Origin of the sequence: Pseudomonas poae, from assembly GCA_028869255.1 — a bacterium.
Classification (GTDB): domain Bacteria; phylum Pseudomonadota; class Gammaproteobacteria; order Pseudomonadales; family Pseudomonadaceae; genus Aquipseudomonas; species Aquipseudomonas poae_C.
On sequence record CP110972.1, the window covers coordinates 3,669,585 to 3,684,016 of the forward strand.

The 14,432-nt window shown below is 59.5% G+C and carries 12 protein-coding genes and 4 tRNA genes; 7 read left to right on the forward strand and 9 right to left on the reverse strand.

The annotated features are described in order from the left end of the window. Window positions 1–113 precede the first annotated feature (113 nt). A complete protein-coding gene (locus tag LRS56_16435) occupies window positions 114–1,883 on the forward strand; it encodes an EAL and GGDEF domain-containing protein (GenBank protein WDU60480.1) in 1,770 nt (589 codons plus the stop codon). On the opposite strand, the gene LRS56_16440 is transcribed toward LRS56_16435, so the two are convergent. From LRS56_16440 to LRS56_16455, 4 genes are all read right to left on the reverse strand, one after another. Beyond that, on the reverse strand, window positions 1,880–2,251 hold the full coding sequence (locus LRS56_16440) for a hypothetical protein (protein WDU60481.1): 372 nt from the start codon (window positions 2,249–2,251) through the stop codon (window positions 1,880–1,882). The two genes, LRS56_16435 and LRS56_16440, sit on opposite strands and share 4 nt — an antisense overlap. After that, on the reverse strand, window positions 2,248–2,586 hold the full coding sequence (locus tag LRS56_16445; GenBank protein WDU60482.1) for a helix-turn-helix transcriptional regulator: 339 nt from the start codon (window positions 2,584–2,586) through the stop codon (window positions 2,248–2,250). The genes LRS56_16440 and LRS56_16445 overlap by 4 nt, the downstream gene beginning before the upstream one ends. 97 nt (window positions 2,587–2,683) lie before the next feature. Next, a complete protein-coding gene (locus LRS56_16450; GenBank protein ID WDU60483.1) occupies window positions 2,684–3,139 on the reverse strand; it encodes a YkvA family protein in 456 nt (151 codons plus the stop codon). Window positions 3,140–3,551: 412 nt separating this feature from the next. Continuing rightward, window positions 3,552–4,292, reverse strand: a complete 741-nt coding sequence (locus LRS56_16455) for an FKBP-type peptidyl-prolyl cis-trans isomerase (protein WDU60484.1) — start codon at window positions 4,290–4,292, stop codon at window positions 3,552–3,554. 246 nt (window positions 4,293–4,538) lie between these two features. Here LRS56_16455 and LRS56_16460 point away from each other — a divergent pair, with 246 nt between their 5' ends. Together LRS56_16460 and LRS56_16465 are read left to right on the forward strand one after the other, a co-directional pair. Further along, window positions 4,539–6,347, forward strand: coding sequence for a di-heme-cytochrome C peroxidase (locus LRS56_16460; GenBank protein ID WDU60485.1), 1,809 nt, complete (start codon window positions 4,539–4,541; stop codon window positions 6,345–6,347). Then, the gene (locus LRS56_16465) at window positions 6,344–7,510 is read left to right on the forward strand and encodes a catalase family protein (GenBank protein WDU60486.1); all 1,167 of its coding nucleotides are present in this window, start codon (window positions 6,344–6,346) and stop codon (window positions 7,508–7,510) included. Before LRS56_16460 ends, LRS56_16465 begins: the two co-directional genes overlap by 4 nt. Window positions 7,511–7,894: 384 nt before the next feature. Here the strand turns inward: LRS56_16465 and LRS56_16470 are convergent. From LRS56_16470 to LRS56_16485, 4 genes are all read right to left on the reverse strand, one after another. Continuing rightward, window positions 7,895–7,971: transfer RNA gene (locus LRS56_16470), tRNA-Asp, on the reverse strand. A gap of 19 nt (window positions 7,972–7,990) precedes the next feature. Then, window positions 7,991–8,066, reverse strand: a tRNA-Val gene (locus LRS56_16475). A 176-nt stretch (window positions 8,067–8,242) separates the two neighbouring features. Further along, a tRNA-Asp gene (locus LRS56_16480) sits at window positions 8,243–8,319 on the reverse strand. 19 nt (window positions 8,320–8,338) lie between these two features. Then, window positions 8,339–8,414: transfer RNA gene (locus LRS56_16485), tRNA-Val, on the reverse strand. Between the two features lie 159 nt (window positions 8,415–8,573). On the opposite strand from LRS56_16485, the gene rdgC reads away from it, so the two are divergent. The 4 genes from rdgC (at window position 8,574) to sugE (ending at window position 12,404) form a co-directional block, all read left to right on the forward strand. Further along, entirely contained in the window at window positions 8,574–9,488 is a 915-nt protein-coding gene (rdgC, locus tag LRS56_16490; GenBank protein ID WDU60487.1) for a recombination-associated protein RdgC, read from the forward strand. Window positions 9,489–10,119: 631 nt separating this feature from the next. Then, the gene (locus tag LRS56_16495) at window positions 10,120–10,632 is read left to right on the forward strand and encodes a GNAT family N-acetyltransferase (protein WDU60488.1); all 513 of its coding nucleotides are present in this window, start codon (window positions 10,120–10,122) and stop codon (window positions 10,630–10,632) included. A 386-nt stretch (window positions 10,633–11,018) separates the two neighbouring features. Next, a complete protein-coding gene (locus tag LRS56_16500; protein ID WDU60489.1) occupies window positions 11,019–11,984 on the forward strand; it encodes a bile acid:sodium symporter family protein in 966 nt (321 codons plus the stop codon). Between the two features lie 105 nt (window positions 11,985–12,089). Further along, complete coding sequence (gene sugE, locus LRS56_16505; protein WDU60490.1) at window positions 12,090–12,404, forward strand: quaternary ammonium compound efflux SMR transporter SugE; 315 nt, start codon at window positions 12,090–12,092, stop codon at window positions 12,402–12,404. A 102-nt stretch (window positions 12,405–12,506) separates the two neighbouring features. Here the strand turns inward: sugE and LRS56_16510 are convergent, their stop codons facing one another. Then, window positions 12,507–14,381 carry an MFS transporter gene (locus LRS56_16510; protein ID WDU60491.1) on the reverse strand — a complete coding sequence of 625 codons (1,875 nt, stop codon included), beginning with the start codon at window positions 14,379–14,381 and terminating at the stop codon, window positions 12,507–12,509. Between the last annotated feature and the right edge of the window lie 51 nt (window positions 14,382–14,432).

A 14,432-nucleotide genomic window follows, 5' to 3' on the forward strand; every position in this document is an offset into this window, starting at 1 on the left:
TGGCGATTTAATGTGGTCGCTCCCCGGAGTGTCATCATATAGACATCATTCTGTCGTGAAATGTAGGACCGCAGGCTTAACGCCTGCGGTCCTTTTTTTCGATCGAGATCGCCATGACCATGACCGAACAGCTGAATGCATTGGGCTCTATCCTGGCTCAAGGCAGTTTGCACAGCCTGTTCCAACCGATCATCTGCCTGTCCGAACGGCGCATCCTCGGCTACGAAGCCCTCAGCCGCGGCCCCTCCAACAGCCCGCTGCACTCCCCCGTCTCGTTGTTTTCCGTGGCCAGCCACGCCGGGCGCCTCAGTGAACTGGAAATCGCCTGCCGCGAAAGCGCGTGCCGACGCTTCAGCGAACAGAAGCTGCCGGGCAAGCTGTTTCTCAATATCTCGCCCGAATCCCTGATGGAGACGGCGCATCAACCTGGGCGCACCCTGCAACTGCTGCGCGACTTCGGCATCCCGCCGAACCAGGTGGTGATCGAGCTCACCGAGCAAACGCCCACCGACGATTTCGACCTGCTGCAGACCGCCCTGCATCACTACCGCAACATGGGTTTCGCCATCGCCCTGGATGACTTGGGCGCTGGGTATTCCAGCCTGCGCCTGTGGTCGGAGTTACGTCCTGATTACGTGAAAATCGACCGGCACTTTATCGACGGCATCCACCAGGACGCGCTCAAGCGCGAGTTTGTCGGCTCTATCCTGCAGATCGCCAGGGCCTCACGCGCCCAGGTAATTGCCGAGGGTATCGAGTTGCCGGAAGAGCTGGCGGTGCTCACGGAAATGGGCGTCGACCTAGTCCAGGGCTATCTGCTCTGCCGCCCGCAGGAACACCCGCCGCAGGAAGCGCGGCAGATGCTGCCCAAACCGGACAGCGCCAATATCGCCCTCAGCGACGAAGGCAGCGACCTCAGCGCCCTGCTCAACGAACAACCGGCGGTGGATCAGGACACGGCCACCGCTCAGGTGCTGGAGTCGTTCCGCCGCCAGGCCAACCTCAATTCGCTGGCGGTGCTGGACGGGCGCGGTCACCCGGTCGGCATCGTGCATCGGCATTCGCTGTCCGACGCCCTGCTTAAGCCTTTCGCCACCGATCTGTTTGCGCGCAAGCCCATCAGCCGCCTGATGAGCGATGATTTTCTGGCCGTGGAGCTGAGCCAATCCCTGCAACAAGTCAGCCGCTTGTTGACCAGCCGTGCGCGGCAACGCATTGAAGAAGATTTCATCATCACGCTCAATGGCGACTACCTGGGCCTGGGCCGGGTGATCGACGTGCTCAAGCTGATCACCGAGCTGAAAATCCAGCAGGCCCGCTACGCCAACCCACTGACGCTGCTGCCGGGCAACGTGCCGATCCAGCAGTGCCTCACACGGTTATTGCAGCAACAGCGGGAGTCGGTGATCTGCTACGTGGATATCGACAGCTTCAAGCCGTTCAACGATATCTATGGCTACGGGCGTGGGGATGAGGTGTTGCTGTGCCTGGCGCAGTGCCTCAACGACCGCGTCGACCCAAGCCGCGACTTTGTCGGACACATTGGCGGGGATGATTTTTTGCTGGTGCTGGGGCCGCAGGATTGGCGCAAGCGACTCAACCAGTTGCTGGATGATTTTCACACCCAATGCCGACGCTTCTACCGCGCCGAGCACCTCGATGCCGGGTGCTTTGTGGCCTTGAACCGCCAGGGCGTGCGCCAGGAGTTTGCATTGCTGTCGCTGTCGATCGGCGTGGTGCATTTATATCCACAGGCCTGTGCACAACTGGATGCCAGCCAGTTGGCGGAACTGGCGTCACAGGCCAAGCACCATGCCAAGGACATAGCCGGCTACAGCATCCATGTGATCGACAGCATGGACGTGCTGACCCAGGCGCTTTAGGCCTCGGCGGATTCCGGGTATTCGTATTCGAATACGCGCACCACTTCCGAGGCGTGCCAGGAGGCTGCAGCCACACCATCAGAGGGCCCACTGAAGCGCCCCAGACGCTCCACGCACTCAAAGAAACCGGTACGCGGCAGACGGCTGGCGCCCTGGCTGATCACCAGCGAGCTGCGCAACGGCTGCTCGGCCTTGGCGTCCAGCGCGGCCAGGTGCTCCAGCGCGGCGGCCAGGGTCTGCATGGCCGGCGTAGGAAACTGCAGGCGCTCCAGCAGCGCGCGGTATGTCAGCAGATGGCGCTGGCGGCGCGCCTGGTCCAGCTCATTGAGTAAGCCATCCCAGTGTTGACGGCTGATACGTAGGCTCAAGATTCTTCCCTCCAACCTGCAACGCCCAATTCCCAAGCCAGGCTGCGGCGAATCGCGGCATCCGGCTGGCGCTCACCACTTTCGATCAATCCAAGATACGAGGGGCTGATACCCACGGTGCGGGCCAGGGTCTCGATGGCCAGGCCCTTGGCTTCGCGCAAGCCGCGCAGGTCTGCGAGCGGGCGCAGGTCCTGGCCGGGTGCGGCTTGGGCAGTAGCAGAAGAAGGCGGTGCGGGTTGTTGCTGACCGGCAGCTTTTAGCAGCGCCTGGTACTGCGCCCATGGCAAAACCGCGTATTCGGGTTCGCCATCGCGTGAAATTATCTGAATATCCATGAGTGCCCCGTAGGATAACAACACTTACAACGTAAGCTCTTTCCTTAGGAGTGTAATCCTAACAGCCACAAAGGTCGCAGGGTGATAAACCGTGTCTTCAGTTTTTTTGCGAGGTTTCCTTGGCCAGCAAAGCTGGCGTCGCAGGCAGGCGCTCGACCACGGCCAGCTTTTCCGGACGCTGCGCCTCACGCCATGCGCGAAAGGCGCTCAGCTCGCCGTCCAGGGTCTTCATGACCCATGCAAGCACGGCGATATCATCGAGCATGCCGAACATCGGGATAAAGTCCGGGATCGCATCAATCGGGCTGAGGAAGTACATCAGCCCCGCCACCACCGAAATCAGTGCCTTGGGGCTGATCGCCCGGTACTCACCGCGCCAGTAGGCCAGGCACAAAGCCTGCAGCAGCTTGAGGTCATCCTTGAGCTTGCCCAGGCGGTTGCCCTGGCTTGAGCCCTTGGCGGCGACGGCGAACAGCAGCGTCGGCAAACGCCCACGGCCCAGCAAGCGTGCGGCCATAGGCAGGAAACGGGTGAAATTGAAGGGTGGTTTCATTTGTCACTCCAGTTCCAGGCGACATAAAAGGTTATCCACACAAATTGTGGATAACCTTGTGAACAGAGCCTATTTTTCTGGCTGAAAGCCACGGATTACAAGGCTTGCAGTCAGATCGGGCGTTTTTTGCGCACATTAAAAAAACCCAAGATTTCATTGACTTGGCGCTGATGTGCGGCTACCCGTACTCGAGTCTTATATCAGACTCCACGGCGCAACATGGGTTCGATCAGATTTCTGTAGGAGCCGGCTTGCCGGCGATGGACATTAAGATTAGGCGGACATCCTGGAGAAATTCAGTGGCTGGGCGTTTTTCGCCGGCATGCCGGCTCCTACATGGAAGCGCGCGTTTTCTGAGGGTCAGAAACAACAACGCCCCGTCGAGACGGGGCGTTGTGTGTTCAGGCGCCGATTACTTTTTGGCGGCTGGTGCAGCAGGTGCGTCAGGGGCTTCAGCCTTGGCTGGGTCCTTGATGGCCAGCAGCTCCAGGTCGAAAACCAGCACGGAGTTGGCTGGAATCGCCGGGCTCGGGCTTTGCGCGCCGTAGGCCAGGTCGGATGGGATGTACAGCTCGACCTTCTCGCCGACGTGCATCAGTTGCAGGCCTTCGACCCAACCCGGGATCACGCCGCTGACCGGCAGGTCAATCGGGCTACCGCGATCCACGGAGCTGTCAAAGGTGGTGCCGTTGGTGAGTTTACCGGTGTAGTGCACAGTCACCACGTCAGTCGGCTTAGGCTGAGGGCCGTCGGCTTTCTTGGTGATCTTGTACTGCAGACCGGAAGCGGTGGTGACTACGCCGTCTTTCTTGGCATTGTCTTCGAGGAATTTCTTGCCGGCGGCTGCCGAATCTTCGCTCATTTTGGTCATGCGTTCTTCAGCACGCTTCTGCAGTGCGGCAAACGCTTCAACCAGCTCGTCGTCTTTGAGCTTCTGCTCTTTTTTGCCGACGGCATCTTCGATGCCTTGGGCTACTGCTTTGGAATCCAGGTCATCCATGCCTTCTTGGGCAAGGCTTTTGCCCATGTTCAGGCCGATACCGTAGGAAGCTTTCTGCGCCGGGGTTTTCAGCTCTACGCTGGTCTGCGAATCACAACCCGCAAGTACCAGGCTAACCAGGGCCACCGCCGCCGCCAACCGATGCTGTTTCATGCTATTTCCTTGTTCATGCGCCAATAGGGCATTCGAATAAAGTCGCGAGCTTATCAGGCGGCCACGACCAATGGCTACCGGCATGTGAGCAGGAAACTTCCGATAAGTTCACGTGTTTAAACGCATTTTCATTCATTATGGCGGTCCGCGATGGATCGCGGACCGCGTGCATGCAGACTGCTGGCCACTTGCCGCACCTGCAACTCAATGGCATAAGAAAGCCACAACTGGACAAGGATAGTTATCTTGCGCATTTTTTCCCGAGTTTTATTGACGATATTCGTCATTTTCGGTCTGATCCTGGCGGTGGTGCTCTACTACATCGTCAACCCCAAACTCCCCGACTACGTGCCCGTGGAGCAAGTGCATTACCAGGATCAATGGAGTGCCGTCGACCGCCAGACCTACTACTTCACGCCCCAGGGCACCCAGGTAAAAGGCCTGCACTACGACTGGTTCACCGCCCTGGAACTGCCGTTTTCCAACCAGCGTTTTGCCACGCCAGACTACCTGGCACGCTTTGGTTTCCTGGTGGACCCCAAGCAAGCGCCCAGCGCACAAAACCCCGGCAACCTGCCCGTGGGTTTCGCCCGGCATAAAAACGCCGACGACAACGCCGAATACCTGGATATCACTTGCGCCGCCTGCCACACCGGCGAACTGCGCTATAAAGGCCAGGCCCTGCGTATCGACGGCGGCTCGGCCCAACACGTGCTGCCTTCCAGTGTGCCCACCCTGCGCGGCGGCAGTTTCGGCCAGGCCCTGGTCGCCAGCCTTGCAGCAACCTATTACAACCCGTGGAAATTCGAGCGCTTCGCCCGCCAGGTGCTGGGGGATCGCTACGACGCCGAGCAAAGCCAACTGCGCCAGGACTTCAAGCAGTCGCTGAACAAGTTCCTCAAAGTCGCCTGGAACGACACCCATCGCGGCCTCTACCCCACTGAGGAAGGCCCTGGCCGTACCGACGCGTTCGGCCGCATCGCCAATGCCAGTTTCGGCGACGCCATTTCTCCGGAAAACTATCGCATTGCCAATGCACCGGTGGACTACCCATTCCTCTGGAATATCTGGACCTTCGACTGGGTGCAATGGAACGGCTCGGCCCAACAACCGATGGCACGCAATATCGGCGAATCCCTCGGCGTGGGTGCGACCCTGACCTTCTTCGACAGTGCCGGCCAGCCGCTCCAGGGCGCAGCGCGCTACCCGTCGAGCGTGAGGGTGCGCGACCTCAACCTGATCGAAGAAACCCTGCAACGCCTCAAACCACCCACCTGGCCGGAGGAGCTGTTCGGCGCCATCGACAAGCCCCTGGCCGCCCAAGGCCGCGCGTTGTTCGCCGAGAACTGCGCCGGCTGCCACGTGCCGACCGTCACCCAGGAAAACGGTCGCCCGGTGCAGCACCTGAAAATGCTGCCGGTGGACACCATCGGCACCGATCCCGGAGCCGCCAGCAATATTGCCGACCAACGCTACGACCTCAGCGCCCTGCAATGGGACCCGGCGGAGCTGGCCAAGCTCAACGTCGAACTGCACCCCACGCCGACCGAGCCCCTGGACCTGAAAAATATCTCCGTGGCCAAGGGCCTGGCCTACGTCACGGCCTTCGTCGAAGACCACGCCTACCGCGCCGCCGGGGTCACCCCAGCCGAACGCCCGCGCCTGGATGGCTACGGCCTGCCGATCGGGGTACGCGAGTTGCGGGCCTACAAGGCGCGCCCACTGGCCGGCGTGTGGGCGACCCCGCCGTTCCTGCATAACGGTTCAGTGCCTACGATCTACCAGTTGCTCTCGCCCCAGGACGAACGCAGCACCACCTTCTATAAAGGCACCGTCAACTACGACCCGCGCCACCTGGGCTTTGAAACCCAGGGGTTCAAGAATGCCTTCCTGTTCGATACCAAAATCACCGGCAACCACAACAGCGGCCACGAATTCCGTGCCGGCAAACGTGGCGATGGCGTCATCGGCCGTGGCCTGCTACCGCAGGAACGCTGGGCGCTGCTGGAATACCTCAAAGTGCTGGGCGGCCCGCTGGAGCAACACTTGCCATGATTATCCGATCCCAATACAACCAACACTCCCTGCTCGTCCGGCTCTGGCTGCGCCTCGGCGCGTTTCTCGGCAAGACCCTGCTGTGGCTGATCGGCCTGGGCTTGCTCGGCTGGCTGGCCGCCACTGCCTGGTACGCCTGGCAGCACAGCGGCCCGGTGTCGCCGAACGAACAGATACCGGCGGGTGAAGCGGCGATGACCCAAGGCATTATCCAGACCGCGGTGCGCATCGTGGACCAGCACCGCGAGGGCACGCGCTACCTGCGCGATGCCCACGCCAAGGCGCATGGCTGCGTGAAGGCCGAAGTCAGTGTGCTGCCGGACCTGGACCCCGCCTTGCGCCAGGGCGTGTTTGCCGAGCCGGGCAAAGCCTGGTCGGCGCTGATGCGGCTGTCCAACGGCAACGCCTACCCGCAGTTCGACAGCATCCGTGATGCGCGGGGCATGGCGCTCAAGCTGCTCGACGTGCCGGGCAAACAACTGCTGGCCGACCAGCAAACGCGCACCGAGCAGGACTTCGTGATGTTCAGCCACCCGAACTTCTTTGTCAGCGATGTGGCGGAATACGCGCAGAACATCGGCGCACAAGCAGATGGCAAGAAAGTCCTGGCGTTCTTCCCCACCCTCGACCCACGCAGCTGGCAGGTACGCCACTTGTTTATCGCCTTGGCGACCCTCGCGCCAGCACCGGCCAGCCCGACGCAGACTACTTACTTTTCGGTATCGCCCTACAAGTTTGGCAAGGCCAACGCCAAGTTTCGTGTCGCGCCCGACCCGCAGAGTTGCCCGGAGTACGTGCTGCCCAAACAGAACCAGGACCTGCCGAATTTTCTGCGTAGCGCCTTGAGCCAGCAGCTGTCCACCGACCATGTACCGGCGTGCTTCGTGTTGCAGATTCAGCGCCAGAACCCGCAAAAATTCATGCCGATCGAAGACACCAGCATCGAATGGAAAGACAGCGATGCGCCCTTTGAAACGGTGGCCAAGGTACGCATTCCGGCGCAGGATTTCGACACGCCCGAACAGAACCTGGCATGCGACAACCAGTCGTTCAATCCCTGGTTCGGCGTGGCCGAGCATCGCCCCATCGGCGGCATCAACCGCTTGCGCAAAGCGGTGTACGAAGCGGTCAGCGATTACCGTCACAGCCGCAACACCCCGTAAAGAGTGCGTAACAATGGGCCCGGCGCCGTAAGGTTTGCGTCGGGTCTATTGAGCCGCTTTCGCCGCGCCTCTACCGTGAGCGCCTACCCCATCACGTAGGAAGTCACCGTGGAAAGCTCAACCCTCGGCATGCTCGTACTGACCATAATCGCCGTGTTCGGCACCGCCTCGTTTTGCTTTGAGCACCTGGCCACGCGCCAGCCGCGCAAGAAAAAACCAATAAGTAGCCGTCATGAGCGCCAGTCGATGCCCTGGATGCTCAGGCGCAGGCCGATAAAACTGAAGAACAGCGCGGGGGAGGTCAAATCGCAGGCAAAAAAAAGCCCGCTCAATGAGCGGGCTTCTTGTGGCGACCTGGCGTTCAGCTTTCCAGATTACCGAATATGGCGCAGCGGACGGGACTCGAACCCGCGACCCCCGGCGTGACAGGCCGGTATTCTAACCGACTGAACTACCGCTGCGCGTAACACTTGAAGCGAATGGTGGGTGATGACGGGATCGAACCGCCGACCCTCTGCTTGTAAGGCAGATGCTCTCCCAGCTGAGCTAATCACCCTTCGTTTCGGTGTGGGCGCATCATACACCAAAAAATCGTAATGTCTTGATTTAAATGCACTTTATTTAAAAAAAGTTCACCGCTCGATTTTTTGCCATATTTCGGGCAGAAAAAAGCCCGCGATTAAGCGGGCTTTCTGTGGTGACCTGGCGTTCAGCGTTCCAGGTTACCGAATATGGCGCAGCGGACGGGACTCGAACCCGCGACCCCCGGCGTGACAGGCCGGTATTCTAACCGACTGAACTACCGCTGCGCGTAACACATGAAGCGAATGGTGGGTGATGACGGGATCGAACCGCCGACCCTCTGCTTGTAAGGCAGATGCTCTCCCAGCTGAGCTAATCACCCTTCGTTTCGGTGTGGCGCGCATTCTACGGAGCGACCCCAAGTCTGGCAAGCACTTTCTTAAATCTTTTTTTTCAGCGCTTCCAATGGCTTAGGCAGGGTTGGCCTGCGGCGTGATCAAGAGAATAATGCCCCCCTTTGTATAAAGGAGAGACTCACCCCATGTGGTTCAAGAACCTGCTTATCTATCGCCTGACCCAAGATCTGCCTGTTGATGCCGAGGCGTTGGAAGCGGCCATGGCCACCAAACTGGCGCGCCCGTGTGCCAGCCAGGAGTTGACCACTTACGGTTTCGTCGCGCCTTTCGGTAAAGGTGAAGACGCTCCCCTGGTTCACGTCAGCGGTGACTTCCTGCTGATCGCCGCCCGCAAGGAAGAACGCATCCTGCCGGGCAGCGTGGTGCGTGACGCGCTGAAAGAGAAAGTCGAGGAAATCGAGGCCGAGCAAATGCGCAAGGTCTATAAAAAGGAACGCGACCAGATCAAGGATGAAATCATCCAGGCCTTCCTGCCGCGTGCGTTTATCCGCCGCTCGTCGACGTTCGCCGCCATCGCGCCGAAACAGGGCCTGATCCTGGTCAACTCGGCCAGCCCGAAACGCGCCGAAGACCTGCTCTCCACCCTGCGTGAAGTGATCGGCACCCTGCCGGTACGCCCACTGACGGTGAAAACCGCACCGACGGCGATCATGACCGACTGGGTCACCACCCAGAAACCGGCCGATGATTTCTTCGTCCTCGACGAATGTGAGCTGCGCGACACCCATGAAGACGGCGGCATCGTGCGCTGCAAACGCCAGGACCTGACCAGCGAAGAGATCCAGTTGCACCTGACCACCGGCAAAGTCGTGACCCAACTGTCGCTGGCGTGGCAGGACAAACTGTCCTTCATGCTCGACGACAAGATGACCGTCAAGCGCCTGAAGTTCGAAGACCTGCTGCAGGATCAGGCGGAACAGGACGGCGGTGAAGAGGCCCTGGGCCAGCTGGATGCGAGCTTTACCCTGATGATGCTGACGTTCGGTGATTTCCTGCCGGCGCTGATCGAAGCACTGGGTGGTGAAGAGACTCCACAGTAAGCTACCCCCGCTCAGTCCTAAAAGCTTAGTAAGTGGGTCATTGCAGCTGATTTACCTAGGCTTTTTCTTGGACTTCTTTTAGGAGCCAAGAACTGGTCACGCCTAAAACTCCTCCCCCCTGTCGCTCAGGCTGGGGGGGATTGAGCCAATCTGGATCTGTGTCCAACTAGGCTTACCTCCATTTTACACACGCCATCTTCCCCGATCGACCTGCTGCTAGCTTCACCAAAGGTGATCAAGGTAAGCCTGTGATACTCCCTACGAATCAGACATGAGTAATTGCATGGACTTGACCCCCTATTTGCATTCGACTTGACCAGTCGTTTGCATCGGACGTGACCAGTGCACATGATCTCAATGACTGGCTGGACTCGCCCCAAAGCAAACGGTGGCGACAGGCAAAAATCGGCCAGAAGCAGCCCATCGCGATCAGAAACGTTTGACGACAACGCGTCGCTCTCGCACTCTGTTTTGCCCCCTATTCTTCACTAGGCTTCCCTATGTCATTCGCAACCGTAGTGCTGCTTGACTCCTGGCCACAGCCAAGTGGCCAGGACTAGCAGAACGGGCCTTGGGCGGGGTGGATTAACCACATTTTTTATCCGAGACACAACGCTAGTGAGGGGTGGTTATGATTCGTGATGCATTATCCCAGGATGCGAAGCGCATCGCTCAAGTTCATGTCAGTAGCTGGCAACACGCTTATCTTGATCTGATGCCCGCTGACTATTTAGCCTCGCTTAGCGCGACATTGCCTCAAAGAGAGGCCTATTGGGCCCGTACAATTGAAGGCAAAGACGCTGACATTTTAGTCGCCGAAGTAGAGGGAGACGTTATTGGTTGGCTTTCGCTGGGCCCTTGCCGTGATGAAGACACGCCCGAAGCAGCATCGGGAGAAATCATGGCGATCTACGTTTTGGCAGAATATTGGAGCAAGGGTATCGGCGCCCAATTGTGGCAGACGGGTTTTAAGCGTTTGCTTGATCAAGGTTATAAACGCATCACCTTATGGGTTTTATCTGGCAACGAAAGGGCCGTTCGTTTCTATAAGGGTCTTGGTGGAACAGAAGAGCCTAGCAGCCGTCGCACGCTGGTGCGTGGTGGCGTGACGTTGGATGAGGTGAGGTATGTTTGGAGCAATTGATTTTCCCTTACGAACGCGTTTCTAAAGCTTGTCACTGGGGTCACGGGGCCTAAATTTCTAAAGGTTCCAGTTCAAGCGAATGTTTTCGCAGTGGCGATCTCTGTCGATGGTGATTACCACTGATTCCAAACGGTGTGGCAACCAGTTACACCGAGCTTCCAGACAAACAGGTTCGGACTTCCGTAGGGCCAATCACTACATCTGTGTTGCCGACGCGAACGATCGGCACTGCATGTTGTGTCTTGACCGACAGATCCCCCAGGGGTCGCGAAAGCGGTGGATCAGTCAGAAAATATATTGACTGGCACACCGCCTTCGCGAGCGAGCCCGCTCCCACATTTGATAATGTGTTTACACTTCAAGAATCCAATAACAAGGACACCCCCATGCGCGCACTCGCCGCACTGAGCCGCTTTGTCGGCAATACCTTCGCCTACTGGGTGTTGATTTTCGCCGTCGTCGCCTTCCTCGAACCCGCCTGGTTCATCGGCCTCAAAAGCGCCATCGTCCCGCTGCTGGGCCTGGTGATGTTCGGCATGGGGCTGACCCTCAAACTCGAAGATTTCGCCGAGGTCGCCCGCCACCCGTGGCGCGTCGCGCTGGGCGTCGTCGCGCACTTTGTGATCATGCCGGGCGTCGCCTGGTTGCTGTGCCAGGCTTTTCACCTGCCGCCGGAAATTGCCGTCGGCGTGATCCTGGTCGGCTGCTGCCCAAGCGGCACCTCGTCCAACGTAATGACCTGGCTGGCCCGGGGCGACCTGGCGTTGTCGGTCGCCATCGCGGCCGTCACCACCCTCCTCGCACCACTGCTGACCCCGGCGCTGATCTGGCTGCTGGCCTCGGCCTGGTTGCCGGTGTCGTTCATGGAGTTGTTCTGGTCGATCCTGCAAGTGGTGCTGCTGCCGATCGTGCTCGGCGTGGTCGCGCAACGCCTGCTCGGCGAACGGGTGCGGCATGCGGTGGAAGTGTTGCCGTTGGTGTCGGTGGTCAGCATCGTGATTATCGTCGCGGCGGTGGTGGCCGCCAGCCAGGCGAAGATTGCCGAATCCGGCCTGTTGATCATGGCCGTGGTGATGTTGCACAACAGCTTCGGTTACCTGCTGGGCTACTTCACCGGCCGCGTGTTCAAACTGCCATTGGCCCAACGCAAGTCGTTGGCGCTGGAAGTCGGCATGCAAAACTCCGGGCTGGGCGCCGCATTGGCCAGCGCGCACTTTTCGCCGTTGGCGGCGGTGCCGAGCGCGCTGTTCAGCGTCTGGCACAATATTTCCGGGGCATTGCTGTCGACTTACTTCCGCCGGATGAGCGAAAAGGAAGACCGCCGCGTGTTGGAGAACACGCCACAAACTTGATCACCTGATCAATTTTCGGCACTCTACCGAGCTTCGCGGGGACGACCTCGCGACGCTCTCACGCGCTAAATCCGGGGACGACCCCAGCTATAGAGGGGAGTCAGCATGTCCTGGATCATTCTGTTTTTTGCCGGGTTGTTTGAAGTCGGCTGGGCTGTCGGTTTGAAGTACACCGACGGTTTCAGCAAGCCACTGCCCACCGCCCTGACGATCGCCGCCATGGCCATCAGCCTTGGCCTGCTTGGGCTGGCCATGAAGGAATTGCCGCTGGGCACCGCGTACGCCATCTGGACGGGCGTGGGTGCCGTGGGCACGGTGATCGCCGGGATTATCCTGTTTGGGGAGTCGATGGCGTTGTTCCGCTTGGCCAGTGTGGCGTTGATTATTTGCGGGCTTATCGGCCTTAAGATCAGCGCTTAAACAACTACCGCTATCGCAGGCAAGCCAGCTCCCACATTTGAAATGCATTCCAAATGTGGGAGCTGGCTTGCCTGCGAAGGGGCCGGCACAAGCAATAAAGAACTACCTGGCAGCCCCGCGCAACACCCCTACCCGCTCCTGCAACTGCGCAGGCGTCGCCGCGCCCACCGCCACGGGCTCACCGGCCACCAGGGTCACCCGTGACCAGATCCGATGAAACACGCCCTTGCTCGGATCGCGACTGAAAAAACTCCCCCACAACCCCTGCAACGCCATCGGAATCACCGGCACCGGCGTCTCCTCCAGAATGCGCGTCACACCACCGCGAAACTCGTTCATCTCACCGTCAGCCGTCAATTTGCCTTCCGGAAAGATGCACACCAATTCGCCTTCCTTCAGGTACTGGGCAATCCGCGTGAAGGCCTTTTCGTAGATCTGGATATCCTCGTTACGCCCGGCAATCGGAATCGCCCCGGCGGTTCGAAAGATAAAGTTCAGCACCGGCAAACGGTAGATCTTGTAGTACATCACAAAGCGAATCGGACGACGCACCGCACCGCCTATCAACAGCGCGTCGACAAACGACACATGGTTGCACACCAGCAACGCCGCGCCTTCATCGGGGATCAGGTCCAGGTTGCGATGCTCCACGCGGTACATGGAATGGCTGAGCAGCCAGATCATGAAACGCATGGTGAACTCGGGGACGATCTTGAAGATGTAGGTGTTGACCGCGATGTTGAGCAGCGAGACCACCAGGAACAACTCGGGGATCGACAGCTTGGCCACGCTCAGCAGCAGGATCGACACAATCGCCGAGACCACCATGAACAACGCGTTGAGGATGTTGTTGGCGGCGATCACCCGCGCCCGCTCGTTCTCGGCGGTGCGCGACTGAATCAGCGCGTACAGCGGCACAATATAGAAGCCGCCGAACACCCCAAGACCGAGAATATCGAACAATACCCACCAGGCCTGGCCGTAACCGAGCACCGCCAGCCAGTCGTTGGCCTGCACGTTCTGCGGGAAGCCGCCGGAGTGCCACCACAGCAACAGGCCGAACACGGTCAAGCCGAAGGAGCCGAACGGCACCAGGCCGATTTCCACCTTACGCCCGGAGAGTTTTTCGCAGAGCATCGAACCGAGGGCGATCCCCACCGAGAATACGGTGAGGATCAGGGTTACCACGGTTTCGTCGCCGTACAACCACTCCTTGGCGTAAGCCGGGATTTGCGTGAGGTAGATCGCCCCGACAAACCAGAACCACGAGTTACCCACGATCGAGCGCGACACCGCCGGGGTTTGGCCCAGGCCCAGGCGCAAGGTGGCCCAGGACTCACTGAAAATATTCCAGTTCAGGCGCAGGCCTGGCGTAGAGGCCGCCGCCCGCGGAATGCTGCGGCTGGCCAGGTAGCCCAACAGCGCCACGCCAACAATCGCTACCGCCACCACCGGTGCGTAGTGGGTGGACGACATCATGATCCCGGCGCCAATGGTGCCGGCCAGGATCGCCAGGAACGTGCCCATTTCCACCAGGCCGTTGCCGCCCACCAGCTCATCGTCGTGCAGCGCCTGGGGCATGATCGAATACTTCACCGGGCCGAACAGCGCCGAGTGCGTGCCCATGGCAAACAGGGCCAGCAGCATCAGCTCCAGGTGGTTGAACAGAAATCCCGTGGCGCCCACGGCCATGATCACGATCTCGCCGATCTTGATGGCGCGGATCAATGCATCCTTGTTGAATTTCTCGCCGAACTGCCCGGCCAGCGCCGAGAACAGGAAGAACGGCAGGATAAACAGCAGCGCACACAGGTTGACCCAAATGGCGCGATCACCGTCGATGCTGAGCTTGTAGAGAATCGCCAGGATCAGCGATTGCTTGAAGATGTTGTCGTTGAAAGCGCCTAACAACTGGGTGATGAAAAACGGCAGAAAACGCCGCGTGCGCAGCAAGGTGAATTGTGAGGGGTGGCTCATCGTCCGTGTTCCTGCGTGGCCTGTTATTGGTTCAGGCCACGACTTTACCTA

Bases quoted from the DNA above. Each gene is read 5' to 3' on its own strand.
- LRS56_16500 (WDU60489.1), top strand. From the start codon at position 11,019: ATGCGCGCACTCGCCGCACTGAGCCGCTTTGTCGGCAATACCTTCGCC.
- LRS56_16465 (WDU60486.1), top strand. From the start codon at position 6,344: ATGATTATCCGATCCCAATACAACCAACACTCCCTGCTCGTCCGGCTC.
- rdgC (WDU60487.1), top strand. From the start codon at position 8,574: ATGTGGTTCAAGAACCTGCTTATCTATCGCCTGACCCAAGATCTGCCT.
- LRS56_16445 (WDU60482.1), bottom strand. From the start codon at position 2,586: ATGGATATTCAGATAATTTCACGCGATGGCGAACCCGAATACGCGGTT.
- LRS56_16455 (WDU60484.1), bottom strand. From the start codon at position 4,292: ATGAAACAGCATCGGTTGGCGGCGGCGGTGGCCCTGGTTAGCCTGGTA.
- LRS56_16450 (WDU60483.1), bottom strand. From the start codon at position 3,139: ATGAAACCACCCTTCAATTTCACCCGTTTCCTGCCTATGGCCGCACGC.
- LRS56_16495 (WDU60488.1), top strand. From the start codon at position 10,120: ATGATTCGTGATGCATTATCCCAGGATGCGAAGCGCATCGCTCAAGTT.
- LRS56_16510 (WDU60491.1), bottom strand. From the start codon at position 14,381: ATGAGCCACCCCTCACAATTCACCTTGCTGCGCACGCGGCGTTTTCTG.
- LRS56_16435 (WDU60480.1), top strand. From the start codon at position 114: ATGACCATGACCGAACAGCTGAATGCATTGGGCTCTATCCTGGCTCAA.
- sugE (WDU60490.1), top strand. From the start codon at position 12,090: ATGTCCTGGATCATTCTGTTTTTTGCCGGGTTGTTTGAAGTCGGCTGG.